This is a genomic window from Bacteroidia bacterium, assembly GCA_026932145.1.
In the GTDB taxonomy this organism is placed as follows: domain Bacteria; phylum Bacteroidota; class Bacteroidia; order J057; family JAIXKT01; genus JAIXKT01.
Genome location: JAIXKT010000044.1, coordinates 96,363 through 111,769, shown reverse-complemented (window position 1 = coordinate 111,769; position 15,407 = coordinate 96,363). Strand labels below are relative to the sequence as shown.

General features: G+C 40.7%; 10 protein-coding genes and 1 tRNA gene. 10 read left to right on the top strand and 1 reads right to left on the bottom strand.

Annotation, left to right across the window (positions count from 1 at the left end; genetic code table 11):
- The 3 genes from LC115_10375 to rsgA form a co-directional block, all read left to right on the top strand.
- Window positions 1-570 (top strand): PDZ domain-containing protein (locus LC115_10375; GenBank protein MCZ2357068.1); only part of this gene is annotated, 570 nt, incomplete at its 5' end.
- 117 nt (window positions 571-687) lie between these two features.
- Window positions 688-760, top strand: a tRNA-Lys gene (locus LC115_10370).
- An 85-nt stretch (window positions 761-845) separates the two neighbouring features.
- Window positions 846-1,772, top strand: coding sequence for a ribosome small subunit-dependent GTPase A (gene rsgA / locus LC115_10365; GenBank protein ID MCZ2357067.1), 927 nt, complete (start codon window positions 846-848; stop codon window positions 1,770-1,772).
- A 45-nt stretch (window positions 1,773-1,817) separates the two neighbouring features.
- On the opposite strand, the gene LC115_10360 is transcribed toward rsgA, so the two are convergent.
- Window positions 1,818-2,981 (bottom strand): phosphoribosylformylglycinamidine cyclo-ligase, encoded by a 1,164-nt coding sequence (locus LC115_10360; GenBank protein MCZ2357066.1) that lies wholly within the window; start codon window positions 2,979-2,981, stop codon window positions 1,818-1,820.
- 223 nt (window positions 2,982-3,204) lie between these two features.
- Between LC115_10360 and lat the strand changes: the two genes are divergently transcribed.
- The 7 genes from lat (at window position 3,205) to LC115_10325 (ending at window position 15,401) form a co-directional block, all read left to right on the top strand.
- The gene (gene lat / locus LC115_10355) at window positions 3,205-4,545 is read left to right on the top strand and encodes an L-lysine 6-transaminase (GenBank protein ID MCZ2357065.1); all 1,341 of its coding nucleotides are present in this window, start codon (window positions 3,205-3,207) and stop codon (window positions 4,543-4,545) included.
- Between the two features lie 105 nt (window positions 4,546-4,650).
- The gene (locus LC115_10350) at window positions 4,651-5,091 is read left to right on the top strand and encodes a nucleotidyltransferase substrate binding protein (protein ID MCZ2357064.1); all 441 of its coding nucleotides are present in this window, start codon (window positions 4,651-4,653) and stop codon (window positions 5,089-5,091) included.
- Window positions 5,075-5,416 carry a nucleotidyltransferase domain-containing protein gene (locus LC115_10345; GenBank protein MCZ2357063.1) on the top strand — a complete coding sequence of 114 codons (342 nt, stop codon included), beginning with the start codon at window positions 5,075-5,077 and terminating at the stop codon, window positions 5,414-5,416. Before LC115_10350 ends, LC115_10345 begins: the two co-directional genes overlap by 17 nt.
- A gap of 115 nt (window positions 5,417-5,531) precedes the next feature.
- Entirely contained in the window at window positions 5,532-5,894 is a 363-nt protein-coding gene (locus LC115_10340; protein MCZ2357062.1) for a DUF488 family protein, read from the top strand.
- Between the two features lie 132 nt (window positions 5,895-6,026).
- On the top strand, window positions 6,027-6,182 hold the full coding sequence (locus LC115_10335; protein ID MCZ2357061.1) for a hypothetical protein: 156 nt from the start codon (window positions 6,027-6,029) through the stop codon (window positions 6,180-6,182).
- Window positions 6,157-12,213 carry a gliding motility-associated C-terminal domain-containing protein gene (locus tag LC115_10330; GenBank protein ID MCZ2357060.1) on the top strand — a complete coding sequence of 2,019 codons (6,057 nt, stop codon included), beginning with the start codon at window positions 6,157-6,159 and terminating at the stop codon, window positions 12,211-12,213. The genes LC115_10335 and LC115_10330 overlap by 26 nt, the downstream gene beginning before the upstream one ends.
- Before the next feature lie 197 nt (window positions 12,214-12,410).
- Window positions 12,411-15,401, top strand: coding sequence for a S8 family serine peptidase (locus LC115_10325; GenBank protein MCZ2357059.1), 2,991 nt, complete (start codon window positions 12,411-12,413; stop codon window positions 15,399-15,401).
- Window positions 15,402-15,407: the final 6 nt, after the last annotated feature.

Genomic DNA, 15,407 nt, shown 5'->3' with positions numbered 1-15,407 from the left:
GTTAGCGACCCATCAGAATATACTACAGAGTCATTTATCCAGACTGACGCTGCCGTGAATCCGGGAAATTCCGGCGGTGCATTGGTTAATATAGACGGGCAGCTAATCGGAATCAATACCGCTATCGCTTCTCAAACAGGAAATTTCTTTGGATATAGCTTCGCGATACCTGCCAATATCGTTCAGAAAATAACTACTGACATCATAAAATATGGCTTAGCCCAGCGCGGCTTCGTTGGGATTTCGGTTCAAGATGTTGATGAAGACATCGCCCAAGAAAAACATCTGCCTTCTGTGAAGGGTGCATACGTAGTAAGCCTAAACTCAAAAGAAGGGCAATCTACAGCAGGAATTAAAGTGGGAGATATTATCGTAGGGGTACGCGGAAAATTGGTATCATCAGTAGCAGAAATTCAGGGAATCTTGGCATTGTACACCTACGGTGACTTAATAGAGTTGAGTTTGCTACGCGGAAACGGCCTTGTGAACCTAAAAATACCACTCAAAAAAGAAACTGATTTTGCCAAAAAAGTCATCAAAAATGGCGAAACACAAGCACAGTTAATTTAAACAAAAATTTAACTATCTGATTATCAATGAAAATCATTTTGTAAAAAATATAATTTATTGTTGCCGGATAGTTTTTTTCTCCTAACTTTGCGGCATCATTTCAATATGAGTTCAGTTGATTCTGTAGCTCAGCTGGTAGAGCACTTGACTTTTAATCAAGGGGTCTTGGGTTCGAATCCCAACAGAATCACACATCAAAGACTACGCAAGTAGTCTTTTGTTTTTACCGCAATGCAGGTTAGCAAAACACAGCCGTATTTTTCTCTAAAACAACTATGTTTTTAGGGCAAGGAACAGTCGTTCGCTCGGTAGGCTCATTTTATCGAGTACTGTTAAAACATTCCCCTGATAAACCCATTGAATGTACGTTACGCGGAAAAATCCGATTACAAAATCTCAAAACAACAAATCCCATCGCAGTAGGTGATAAAGTCCTGATTTCCAGAGAATCTACCGGAGAACCCGTTATCACTGAAATACTGCCCAGAACGAACTATATCTTACGTAAAGCAACGAACCTCTCTAAACAAGAACATATTCTTTGTGCTAATATTGACCAGCTACTGCTGATAATAACCCTAAGTTCTCCCGCAACTACTTTGGGCTTCATAGACCGCATTTTGGTTACAGCAGAAGCCTATCATATTCCTACAAGGTTGATAATCAACAAAATAGATTTGATTCCCGAGATATTTCATGAAGAATTAAAAAAATATATAAATATCTATGAATCAATTGGATACGATGTTTATGCTTTGTCTGCTTTAGATACAAATGCTCAAGATACCATTCGAGGTATATTGTCTAATCGGATAAGTTTTTTGATTGGACTTTCCGGTAGCGGAAAATCTACCATTATAAATCGTGCAGAACCCAGTTTAAATTTAAAGGTAGGAAGTTTATCAAATTTTAGTAATCAAGGAAAACATATTACAACTTTTGCAGAGATGCACCAGCTACCAAATCTGGGAGGGGCAGTGATTAACGCGCCAGGTGTTCGTGAATTTAGTTTAACAGGATTCCAAAAAAACGAGATTGGCCAATGGTTTCCTGAAATTAGAAGTCGGATGCATCAGTGTAAATTTTCTAACTGCCTACATCTGAATGAGCCGGCTTGCGCAGTCAAAGAAGCTGTACAAAATCAAAAAATAGCCACATCCCGCTACAACTCCTATGTCGGAATGCTACAACACAATGATTAAAATACAGTTAGAAACAAAAATATTACCTACAAAACGACCTGAATATCAATATTCGTAGCAGGAATCTCCAACCTGTATGGTGAGTTTTTTGTGGGCTGAAGGCTCACAAAATCCTATAACTTGAGCTTTTAGGTTGAAAGAATGTGCTGCCTGAATGATTTGGTTTGCAGTTTGAATATCCGTATAAATTTCAAGACGATGCCCCATATTAAAAGTTTTATACATCGCCGACCAAGGTGTGGGCATCGTTTGCTGAATAAGTTGAAATATAGGGGGAACCGGAAATAGATTGTTTTTAACGATATGCAGTTTATCTATAAAATGCAGGCACTTTGTTTGCCCCCCACCAGTGCAATGAATAAGTCCGTGAATTTTATCCCTTAGTTCATTGATTATCAATAACAAAAAAGGTGCATAAGTTCGAGTAGGAGAAAGGGCTAACTTTCCAATGGTTATAGATAATTCTGGATGAATATCCGTTACGCGATATTTTCCCACATAAGCAGCCTTTGGGTCTAATAGATGATCAAAAGATTCCGGATAGGTTGTGGTATATTCATGGCAAAACAGGTCGTGTCTGGCGCTGGTAAGTCCGTTGCTCCCGATGCCGGAATTGTAGCTGGTTTCATAAGAGGCTTGGCCATCAGAGGCGATTCCAACAATGACGGATTCAGGGCTGATTTTGGCATTAGAAATAACGTTTTTCCGTAAAATCCGGGTAGTTACGGTTGCATCAACGATAATAGTTCGTACAAGATCGCCTACATCAGCAGTTTCTCCGCCGGCTCTGTAAATAGGCATCCCCAATTGGGAAAAGAAGTCTCCTATTTCTTCAAATCCACTGATGATTTCTGCGATAACCTCTCCGGGGATGTAGCGGCGATTCCGCCCGATAGTGCTGGACAATATCAACCCTTCATGAGTAACACCGGCGCAGAGTAAGTCGTCTGTATTCATAACCACAGCATCTTGGGCAATTCCACGCCAAACGGATAAGTCGCCGGTTTCCCGCCAATATAAATAAGCCAACGAACTCTTGGTGCCGGCACCATCAGCGTGCATCAATGAACAATAATTTTCATCAGAGCCCAAATAATCCGGTAATATTTTGCAAAAAGCATTGGGAAATAAACCTTTATCTAAATGAGCAATCGCCTTGTGAATATCTTCTTTACCCGACGATACTCCCCGAAGTGCATAATAATCCATACGCAAATTTGCAAAACCTTATGGAATAAAAAACATCCTCAAAAAGTATAAATCAACCGAAGTTGCTTCTAAAACAAAACCTAATATTAAAAACATATAACTTATTGATTATGAGCGAATAATGTTTTTGACTAACCAAAAATCTTAGACTAAGCGGATTTTGTTAGAAAAAAATTACTAACTTTGCAAAAAAAATATTGGATTTACTTAAATCTTTTTTATTATGTCATACCAAATTACGATAACCCCCCGCGAAGTGGATACCGTTCTCAAAAAGTTGATTTTGAAAGACGGCTACGACTTAACGTTAGACTTAGCTAAGAGTCATGGAGTCTATATGTATGATTCCAAGTACGAGCGCGAGTTGTTAGATTTTTTTACTTGCTTCGCCTCCCTGCCTATTGGGTATAACCACCCCAAAATGATTTCAGATGCAATTTTTAAGGAGAACTTATTATTGGCGGCACTTTCAAATCCTTCAAACTCAGATGTGTACACTACTCAGTATGCTAACTTTGTGAAGACCTTTTCCCGTGTAGCAGTACCCTCTTATCTGAAATATGCGTTTTTTATTTCCGGAGGCGCTCTTGCCGTTGAAAACGCCATAAAAGTAGCAATGGATTGGAAAGTGCAAAAGAACTTTCAAAAAGGCTATCGTAAAGAGGTCGGCACCCGCGTGATTCATTTTGAAGAGGCATTTCATGGCCGCACCGGCTACACGATGAGCCTTACAAATACAGACCCAGCGAAAGTACGTTATTTTGAAAAATTTGACTGGCCACGAGTACTAAACCCTAAAATCGTTTTTCCTTTTTCGGATGAAAATCATGAAGATTTACTCAGAAGAGAAGCCCTTTCGATAGCTCAAATCAAGCAGGCTTTCCGTCAATATCCAGATGAAATATGCTCCATAGTGATTGAACCTATTCAGGCAGAAGGCGGTGATAACCATTTTCGTAGAGAATTTTTTGAAACACTACGTCAATTATGTGATGAAAACGAATGTATTTTAATTTATGATGAAGTCCAAACCGGCGTTGGGCTTACCGGAAAATTCTGGGCACATGAGCACTTCGGCGAAAAAGCCAGACCGGATATTGTCTGTTTTGGTAAAAAAATGCAGGTTTGCGGTATCATCGTTAGCGAACGAATAGACGAGATTGAAACCAATTGCTTTAAAGTACCTTCCCGTATCAACTCTACTTGGGGTGGAAACTTAGCCGATATGGTGCGCGCTGATAAAGTCTTACAGATTATTGAAGAAGACGGCCTCGTAAATCAAGTAGAACACAACGGCAATTATCTGATAGAGCAGCTTAGCACCGTAGCAGCATCTCATCCCGGAGTATCTAATGTTCGCGGCAGAGGGCTAATGTGCGCCATAGATTTACCTACCTCAGAACAACGAAACCAATTTATCAAAAAAGGATTAGAGCAAAATATCATGTTTTTAGGCTGTGCACAAAAAACAGTCCGATTCCGCCCAGCCCTGATTACCGAAAAACAAGATATAGACAAAGCCATTGTAGCTATGGATAAAATCTTGTCCGAAATAGAAGCATAAAAACATTCAAATATAGAGCCACAACTTTGGCATAGAGAAGTTGAACCCGATACAGTCCGAGAATGCAAGCATTCTCGGACTGTATCATTAAAACCAAACCCGAATATGGATAAGATGAACTTAGACACCACCTATTATGAACGTTGTATCAAAACCTTAGAAAAAGCGTATGATTTACTGCTTCAAACAGACCCAGAAGATATTGACTACGATATGTATCGCTTAGCTTGTATCAAAGAGTTTGAAATAATTTTAGAACAAAGCGGTAAACTCCTCAGAAAAGCCTTAAAACCATATTTTTATACATCAAGAGCAGTAGATAGGTTGTTTTTTAAAGATGTATTTCGGCAGGCTGTTATCAGAAGCATTATCTCTATTGATTTGTCTGAAAGGTTTTTGGAGTATCGCGAAAATAGAAACAACACTACCCATGATTATGGAGCAAAATTTGCCGAAGGGATGTTGGTTTTGCTGCCCAAGTTTATCGCAGATGCAAAACAAATAGCTAAAGCCATCAAACGTCAAAACCATGATTTTGAGAGATAAAGATAAAAAAAGCCTATTAGCTATTTTCAGTACCTTAAACATACCGGTAGAAATCTGGGCATTCGGCAGCCGCGTAAGCGGAGAAGCCCACGAAGGTAGCGACCTCGACTTAGTAATCCGAACCCATAACCTACAAAAACTATCCAACGAAACTTTTCTAAACCTAAAAGCCAAAATACAGCAAAGCAATATCCCTATATTGGTAGAACTATTTGACTGGAATCACCTCCCAAAAGGATTCCTCAAAAATATAGAAAATAACCACGAGTTATTGTTCAGCAACCTAAGTATGGCCACAAATAATCTTGAAAAAGAAATACAATAAAATCATACTGATATTCAGGGTTTTATTAAGGATTTTAATCACTTCTTCTGCTGAAAATAAAACACTCATTTGCGTTTTTAGTAAAGTATTGTAAAATCTAATTCACCCAATAATCATGACACAAGTTAAAACAAAAAGAGTTTATGACCCATACAGCGTAGAAGACGGAGTTAGAATATTAGTTGACGGCCTTTGGCCACGAGGAATAAAAAAAGAAAAGTTGAAATATGATATTTGGGAAAAACAGCTTGCCCCTTCCACATCTCTCCGCCAATGGTTTCATCAAAACAAAATTAATAATTGGGAAAAATTCAAATCTTTGTATAGTCAGGAATTGCAGGAATCTGATGTAGTGAAGAATTTTGCAAAAAATATGACACAATATCAGGTAATAACGCTCATTTATTCAACCAAAGATACAGAACATAATCACGTTCTGGTCTTAAAACCTTTTTTAGAAAATCTATTGAATACCTAAATACTTATCAAAGAATGCTAAAACAACAGCAAAATTAACCCAGAGTAAGAAAACCAACAACCATAAATCAGGCAAAACCATAAGCTGCTTTATGCCGTTTTAGCAATATTCAATTTTATTTTTGTTAAATCTATGAGCCAAAAGAAAGATTTAATGCCGCCTGAACATGATTTTATTGCTGTTCAAATGGGAAAAAATCATCAAACCCAAAAAACATTCTTACTTTTGCCTTATAATTATAAAAACATTAAAAATAAAAAATATGTCGGCATCTATGCGAATTTATAGAAGCATTTATGTTTTAATCTGTGTGCTGCTTTTTTTGCAGATAAAATCGGCTTTGGCTCAAACCACGATATATTCACAAACGTGGAACAACGGTGTGGGGGATTGGACGTTAAACACAAGCGACCAAAGCAGTGTAGCCGGTGGGGATTGTAATTTCTGGACAGTAAACGATGAATATCCAGGCGGCTTTTTTGGGATGATTCCCAATACCCCGAATCAGCCGGCGGGCATTACCGGTAACCCGCAAAGCTATTATATGCACATCCTCTCTGACTTTGCCCAGCAACAAGGTATCTTGAATGCTAATTTTCAGACGGCTGGCAGTGGAAATTGCTCAGCTACACAAAGCTTTTTTACACGCTCTCCGGTAATCAACACCTCCGGCCAAACAAGTGTAACGGTAAAGTTTTACTGGCTATGCAAAGGAGGAACAGCCTCTTATGGCAAATTCTGGTATAGTACAGACGGCGGAACCTCATGGACTCAATATACTTCAGTTGGTACCGGTGGCCAGATGCGAAACCAAGCTACATGGAAAAGCGAAAGTTTTACAAACGCAATATTTGACAACCAATCTAACTTACGTTTCGGTTTTCAGTTTACAGCAGGCAGTAACGGTAGCGACCCGCCATTAGCAATAGATGAATTTTTAGTAATCGTACCAGTTGTTGCTAACAGCATCACGACCGACATCCTGAATCCATCAAGCTATTGCGCCGGTAGCTCTATCTCAATTCCATTTACATCTAGTGGAACATTTAATGCCGGTAATGTTTACACAGCTCAATTATCTGATGCAAGTGGAAGTTTCAGCGCTCCGGTAATCTTAGGAACGTTGAACAGCACTGCAAATTCCGGAACTATTAGTGGAACAATCCCCTCCGGCCAAACTTCTGGTACAAACTATCGTATTCGAGTTATTTCAAACAACCCTTCAGTTACTGGAAATCAAAGTGTTACGGTTATCACAATCGTTAATCCGGCAACGCCTTCTTGCGCCAGTAACAGCCCGCTTTGCGTAGGTGCAAATCTAAATTTACAGGCAAACAGCAGCAATTTAGGAGCCGCATTTTACTGGACAGGCCCCAGTGGCTATACCTCTACCAGCCAAAATCCATCCCGCCTAAATGTTACTACAGCAATGTCCGGCACATATTCAGTTGTTTCTATCGTAAGCGGATGTACCAGTGCCGTTTGCTCTGTTAATGTAACAGTTGATAACAAGCCAAATCCGCCTATTGCCAACAATAACAGCCCTATCTGTGCTAATGAAGATTTACAGCTAATTGCTTCAAACGTTGCCGGCGCAACTTCTTATTATTGGTCAGGGCCAAATGGTTTTACTTCAACGAGTCAAAATCCGACTATTACCGGAGTTACCACTGCCGCTGCCGGCACTTACAGTGCGTATGCTATTACCGGAGGCTGCTCCAGTAATGTTGCAACTACTGTTGTAACCATTAATCCGGCTCCCAACCCGCCGGCAACAGCGTCCTCTAACTCTCCTGTGTGCGTAGGTGCAACCTTGCAACTAAATGCCAGTAACGTTGCCGGAGCTTCCTATTTATGGACAGGACCCGGCGGTTATTATTCAACTACTCAAAATCCATCAATTTCTAATGTAACAGCCGCTCACGCAGGTACTTATGATGTAGTTACGATTGCGGGTGGGTGTACCAGTTTAACGAAGTCGGTAACAGTAGTGGTTAATAGTGGACAATCTGCTCCTACTATTGGAAGTAACAGCCCGCTTTGCCCAGGGCAAGACCTTAACTTAACAGCAAATACAGTTGTAGGCGCATCATATTATTGGACGGGGCCAAATGCTTTTACTTCAACCAATCAAAATCCCAATAGACTGGGTGTAACAACTGCTGATTCAGGAGTTTATAACTGTGTGGTAATTGTTGGCACCTGTACTTCGGCAGTAGCTAATGTTACTGTTTCAATAGGCAGTTTACCGGCTCCCACCATTAGCAGCAATTCTCCAGTTTGCCCAGGAGATTCATTAAAATTACGAGCTAATAATATTTCGGGAGCTTTATTCCGCTGGAACGGTCCAAGTGGTTACACATCAACCTCTCAAAATCCAAATAGATTGAATGCAAACGGCTTGATGTCAGGTACTTATACTTGCTTTTACACTTTAAATGGCTGTACTTCTGCTACTGCTTCTATCACAGTTACGGTAGGTTCCGGAACTCCCCCCATCAGCAGTAATTCTCCAATTTGTGCCGGAGATACGTTAAAACTTACTTGTTCTACCGCCGGAGCTACTACGTACAGTTGGAGCGGCCCAAATGGTTTTACCTCCGGTCTGCAAAATCCAAACATTCTAAATGCGACTGCGGCAGCATCCGGAACCTATAATTTGTTTACTGTCAGTGGAACTTGCACAAGTGCAACCGCATCAATGTCGGTAACTGTTAATACAAAACCAACTACACCTACCGCCGGTGGCGGCGGCTCTTACTGTGTAGGCCAAACCGTCAATTTAACAGCATCAACTGTGGCTGGAGCTACTTATAGCTGGACAGGCCCAAATAGTTATACTTCTACGCCTCAAAATCCAGCTCTTACCAACGTTACTACCGCCATGAGCGGAACGTATTCAGTAGTAGCAATTATCGGCACTTGTACGAGTTCCGTAGCTACAGTTACCGTAACGATTAATGCTGCTCCGACTACTCCTACCGCCGGTGGCGGCGGTACTTATTGTGCCGGCCAATCAGTTAATTTAACGGCATCAACTGTGGTTGGAGCTACTTATAGTTGGACAGGCCCAAATAGCTTTACTTCTACGTCTCAAAATCCGACACTTACCAGCACTACTACCGCCATGAGCGGAACGTATTCAGTAGTAGCAATTATCGGCACTTGTACGAGTTCCGTAGCTACAGTTACCGTAACGATTAATGCTGCTCCGACTACACCTACTGCTGGTGGCGGCGGCTCTTACTGTGTAGGCCAAACCGTCAATTTAACAGCATCAACTGTGGCTGGAGCTACTTATAGCTGGACAGGCCCAAATAGTTTTACTTCTACGTCTCAAAATCCAACTCTTAATAATGTTACTACTGCTATGAGTGGAACGTATTCAGTAGTAGCAATTATCGGCACTTGTACGAGTTCCGTAGCTACAACCACTATAACCGTTAATACTACCCCTGCTGCTCCTGCTGCCGGTGGAAATCCTGCTGTTTGTTCTGGGGATACCATCCACTTAACAGCATCAACTGTTGCCGGAGCTACTTATAGATGGATGGGGCCTAATGGTTTTAATTCAACTGTACAAAATCCGCTTATTCCAAATTCCACTACTGCTATGAGTGGAACATATAGTGTAGTGGCTATTGCCGGTGCGTGTACCTCAGCAGCAACTACTGTAACGATTACGGTAAATCCTTCTCCGGCAAGCCCTGTAGCCAGCAATAATAGCCCTGTATGTGAGGGCGGAAGTGTAAATCTAACAGCATCTACCGTTACAGGAGCTACTTACTACTGGGCGGGGCCTAATGGATTTAACTCAACACTTCAAAACCCAACGCTTACCAATGTATTACCGGCTTCTAACGGAAACTATACCGTAGTGGCTATTAGCGGTGGTTGTACGTCTTCGGTTGCTACAACTACTGTAGGGGTCGTTCCAACATCAACATCACCTACAATAAACTCAAACAGTCCTGTTTGTGAAGGAGATACATTGTTTTTATCAACGCCTACCATACCAAGCGGTACTTATGTATGGACGGGATCTAACGGGTTCACAAGTTCTGCGAATAACCCGACTATTGCTAATGTAACACTCTCGGATTCAGGTACATATAGTTTATATGTGATTGCAGCAAGTTGTACGAGTTTAACAGGATCGGTTGTCATTGCGGTAAATCCTAAACCAGCAGCTCCCTTAGCAAGTAATTCAGGGCCAGTTTGTGAAGGGAGCAATGTTCAGCTAACCGCAACTACAGTTACGGGTGCTACTTATGTATGGAGAGGACCTAATGGGTTTAGTTCAGCATTACAAAATCCTACTTTGAACACAGTAACAATTGCAGATTCGGGCGTTTATTCTGTTCGAGCTATTGTTAATGGGTGCACAAGTGATTCATCAGCTACAACTGTAATTGTTAATACAATACCTTCAGTACCCGTTATTACATCACCTTCTCAGGTTTGTGTTGGGGACACATTGCTGCTTCGGATAAGTAACTATGACTTAAATGTAAGCTATTCTTGGACAGATCCTTCTGGAAATCCAATCAGCGGGACATCCGGAGACTCGCTACTGATTACCTCTGCTAATACAAGTCAAGCTGGTGTTTATTCTGTTTCTGCTACTAAAAATAGCTGTTCAAGTAGCGCTAATTCAGCCGTTATTAACGTGGTAGATTGCTCTGCGCTTATCATAGATGCTGTTTCTAACACAACAATTTGCTGGGATAGTACGTTTGTCGTTCGGTTTCATATTGAAAAGACTACACCTAATGCAGGGAATCAATATACTTTAGAGATTTCTGATGCTTCGGGCAGTTTTGCCTCAGCTACTGTTTTAGCAACAATTTCCAGCACACAAGTTAATGATTCTTTTGTAGTTACGATGCCTAATACGGTTTTTCCGGGAACTGGCTACCGTCTGCGGGTGTTGAGTTCATCTCCTATGCTTACATCTGCACCAAACTCGGTAGATATAACAGTGCAGGACTGCTCTTTCCCAACTATTACAACGAATAATCCGGTTATATTAGCTTATTGTGCCGGAGACACGATGTTAATTCCGTTTACTACGACCGGTACTTTCCAAGCCGGAAATTCATTCAGAGTAGAACTATCGGATTCTACCGGCAGTTTCGCTACTCCTACGGTGCTAATTCCCTTGAATCAAACATCTCCATTACAAGTTGTGTTGCCAAATTCAAGTGCGTATGGAATCGGTTATCGGGTTCGTGTGTTTGGAACAGCTCCAAGCGTTACAGGAACAGGTAATGGAACAGACCTTACGATATTCGCACGCCCGGTAGCCGGCACAGTATCATCAACGCAAGTAATATGCACTGGAGCAGATGTAGTACTACGCCTGAATGGAGCTATTGGCACGATACAGTGGCAAACCTCTGTAGATAGTGTTAATTTTGTAGATGTTTCAGGAGCTAATACAGATACATTATTTGTAAGTTCTGTTACCTCCCGAGTATATTACCGAGTAAGCGTAAGCAATGGTGTTTGTACACCGGCCTATTCTAATGTAGTACGTATCGGTGTGGTACCTCCGCCTTTAGCCGGATTTATTCATGGTGAAGGTACTATTTGCTTCAATACCGGAGGAACTTGGACTTTAACTATGTATAGCGGAACAATCCAATGGCAAAGTTCTACAGATGGAACTACATTTAACGACATCCCCGGTGAAACCGATTCAACATTAACATTTAATAACTTAACCACAACAACTTACATTCGTTCTTTGGTTACTCGTACTGGCTGCGCAACTGATACTACCGGAATCTTAACTATTTCGGTACTTCCTGAAGTACAAGCTAACTTTACTGCCAGCAAGGATACAGTGATAATGCCTAATGCTGAAATCCAGTTTACAAACACCTCTGCTCCCGCTGGTAACTCTAATTGGCATTTTGGAGATAGAATCTACAGCAATATAGCCAATCCTACACATCGCTACAATGCTCAAGGAACGTATCAAGTAGAATTGATTTATGTAACCGCACAAGGCTGTGCAGATACTGTTGTAAAAACTATTGTTGTACTTTCAGAGCAACCGGACTTTTTTATTCCCAATACATTCACGCCTAATGGAGACGGACGCAATGACCAGTTTGCCCCAATCTACGGAAATACCTATACCGGCTATGTAATGCAGGTATATGACCGCTGGGGACAACTTGTTGTTGAACGAAACAATAATAGCTGGGACGGAGCAGATAACCCCGAAGGAGTTTATGTTTATGTCATTAAAGCTAAAACGACTTCCGGAGGCGAAGAAACTTTTTATGGAACAATTACTTTGATTCGTTAAAACCAAGTACTTATAAACCAAAAGGGGCTGTCTAAATTTTTTGGACAGCCCCTTTTAGCGTATCCTGATTTCTACGTTCGGCTATTAAACTATTGAATTTGTTTTTATGTGAATAGAAAGACTTTACGACATACCTGTATCTGAATTAAAAATAACTTTGTAAATATTTAGTAATAAACGATAGTTTTTGCTGCACCATGAAAAATCACCTCATCTTTTGGTTTAACCTTTTTGGGATTCAGTTTTGGACTATCTGGTTGCTCTGCTATCTGGGAGGAGTATTTGTCTATGCACAAGATTTATCCTGCGAGTATCGTAAGGGATTGCTCCGTGCCTACTGGACTGCTGAAGTAGATACAACACAAGAAATTTTTCAAGATAGAATTCTGAACCTACAAAATAACCTTCAAGGAGCAAAAATCTATTCTAAATATCCTAACCATTTAATACCGGAGAATAAATCCTTAGCTAACCTAACTCGGTTGGTTGAAATTCAATTGATAGACACTATTCCCATTCCGGTGGCATTACAACATTGTTTGAAATCAAGATTGTTTGAATGGGTTGAGCCGGCTTATGTGTATCATTCTTTTTGGAATCCTAATGATAGTTTATTTTCTTCTCAGGATGCTTTGGCTCGTATTCAGATGCCTGCCGCATGGGATATTACCACCGGTGATTCTAACCAAGTTATAGCATTGGTAGATTTAGGTTTTCAATTAACGCATCCTGATTTATTGGGTAAATTCAACATAAATCCCTTAGAAGTGATAGATGGTTTGGATAACGACCAAGATGGCTTTATTGATAACGTATTAGGTTGGGATTTTGGGGATAGCGATGGGGATGTTTCCTATGGAAATGGCAATATCAACATACATCACGGAACGTGGGTAGCCGGTATTGCCGGAGCTACAACGAATAACGGAATTGGTATTGCCGGAGTAGCACCGAATGCTAAACTTTTGCCGATAAAAGTTTGTAGCGATCAAAGCCCTGCCGTTAGCTTTGGCTATGAAGGTATAATTTACGCTGCTGACCATGGAGCAACGGTTATAAATGCTTCATGGGGAGGGCCTTGCAATAGTGAATTTGGTAAAATAGCAGTGCGCTATGCTACCCAAAATAAAGGCTGCGTTGTAGTAGCAGCAGCCGGAAATGACAACGCCCGAAAAGCGAATTATCCCGCTGCATATCCAGAGGTAATATCCGTTGCCTCTGTGGACGGCTCTGACATCCGCTGCGCTTCTTCTGCATATCATCCCACAATAGACTTAACCGCACCAGGAAATATTGCCACAACACAGTATCCAAGTACCTATCGCTTTCACGGCTGTGCAACGTCTTATGCAGCTCCAATAGTTTCCGGCGTAGCCGCTTTACTCAGATCCCGCTATCCAAGTGAATCTAACGAACAAATAACAGCCAGAATCATCAACACTACCGATAATACGAATGCCCTAAATGCAGGTTTCTTAAACCAGTTAGGCAGTGGACGACTAAATGCGTTACAAGCCCTTCAAAATCAGGGAATAGGAACTGCTATACAAGGAATAATGCTTTCGCCTCGCCAACCAATGATAGGAGATACCATTACAATTTCTTTTCAACTAAAAAATCTATTTACAACTTTAAATCAGGTAGCGATAAAACTAACGCCGGAAATTTCCGGCTACTTATCTGCATTAAATGATTCTATTTTTGTGGGAAATATGCTTGCCGGTCAGCAAGTATCAGTTTCCGGATTTCAGTTTATAGTTTTGCCAAGTTGCCCGATAAACGCCCGATTGTATTGCTTTGCGAAAATTATTTCAGGTAGTTTTTCGCAGCAAATTCCCATAGAAATAATGGCAAATACCTCTTACGCTGACCTACAGGGGCTTGGTCTTAATGTTTCTATTGATAGACGGGGTAAATTTGGATATCCTGACTTCCCGCCGGATTTTTCCGTAGGTAAAGGATTACAACTTAGAAACTTGTGCAGCTCGATTTATGAAGGAGGGGCTTTGTTTAGAACATTCCCAAATAATGTCGCAAACAATATTCGGAATGATTTCTATTTGTTAGACAACGATTTAAACTACACGCAGCAGCCACAATTTGTTGCTCCAACGTTGGGAAATACTGCTTTACAAGTAGGCTTTGATGATTTATTTGCACCTATTCCTGCAAACATTCAGATATCTCAAGAGTGGATTGCGTTTTCGGATAGCACTCTATTTGGAACAGGATTGGTAATTATGCGGATTCAGAATGCCAACACCACGAATTTAGACAGCCAGTATGTTGGGCTTTTTGCAGATTGGGATGTAGGAGATTTTTACAATCAAAACCGAGCAAATTATGACCCAGCTTGCCGGCTTGCCTATGCTTATCCATACGATACTACCCGTTTTCCACTTTGGGTGGGAATGGTCTCTTTAGATGACTCATTGCCGGCAAATTGCTATTCTGAGGAAAGCTCATCGTCATTTAATTTTTCGCGACAGGATAAAAATACCGCAATTTCAAGCGGATTAAATCATACCTCAGTTGGTCTAAGTGGTACAGGAACAGATATTTACCAATTTTTATCTGTTGGGCCATTTAGCCTATTGGCAAATGCTACCCGCAAAATCGCCTTTGGGTTCGTTAGCGGAAAATCATTTGCAGAATTGCAGCAAAACTGCACAAAACTGCATCATCTGTATCAATGTTACTCTTTTAAAGCTGAGTGGACCCTTTCTGATACTATAATAAACATTTTAGATACCTTAAAAGCTGTTTCTAACACAAACGCATCTTCTTTTCTGTGGGATTTTGGAGATGGCACAACAAGTTCGGGAAATCAGGCACAACACATTTACAATCAATCAGGTAATTATCTATTGCGCCTAATAGCAAATTCAGGAAACTGCCAAGATACATTAGAACGCCATATTACAATTTTGCCAACAACGGCTACAAGCGTAACCCAACATCAAGTTATTCAGGTGATAACTAAGCCGGAAAACTTGGTTTTTAAAGGACTTTCGCAGGGAACATCCGTTACAATCGTAAGCCCACATGGAAAAATTATTTATCAAGGTAATGTAGATAAAGATGAGTTGCAAATACAACTACCTTCGGGGATTTATGGCTATGTAGCCATTTTCCCTAATAACCTGATAGCCAAAACTGGAAAGGTATTTATTCCGTTCCTAAGATAATATTTG

Excerpts from the sequence above, each read along its gene's own strand:
- rsgA (MCZ2357067.1), top strand. The coding sequence starts at position 846 with ATGTTTTTAGGGCAAGGAACAGTCGTTCGCTCGGTAGGCTCATTTTAT.
- LC115_10360 (MCZ2357066.1), bottom strand. The coding sequence starts at position 2,981 with ATGGATTATTATGCACTTCGGGGAGTATCGTCGGGTAAAGAAGATATT.
- lat (MCZ2357065.1), top strand. The coding sequence starts at position 3,205 with ATGTCATACCAAATTACGATAACCCCCCGCGAAGTGGATACCGTTCTC.
- LC115_10350 (MCZ2357064.1), top strand. The coding sequence starts at position 4,651 with ATGGATAAGATGAACTTAGACACCACCTATTATGAACGTTGTATCAAA.
- LC115_10345 (MCZ2357063.1), top strand. The coding sequence starts at position 5,075 with ATGATTTTGAGAGATAAAGATAAAAAAAGCCTATTAGCTATTTTCAGT.
- LC115_10340 (MCZ2357062.1), top strand. The coding sequence starts at position 5,532 with ATGACACAAGTTAAAACAAAAAGAGTTTATGACCCATACAGCGTAGAA.
- LC115_10335 (MCZ2357061.1), top strand. The coding sequence starts at position 6,027 with ATGAGCCAAAAGAAAGATTTAATGCCGCCTGAACATGATTTTATTGCT.
- LC115_10330 (MCZ2357060.1), top strand. The coding sequence starts at position 6,157 with ATGTCGGCATCTATGCGAATTTATAGAAGCATTTATGTTTTAATCTGT.
- LC115_10325 (MCZ2357059.1), top strand. The coding sequence starts at position 12,411 with ATGAAAAATCACCTCATCTTTTGGTTTAACCTTTTTGGGATTCAGTTT.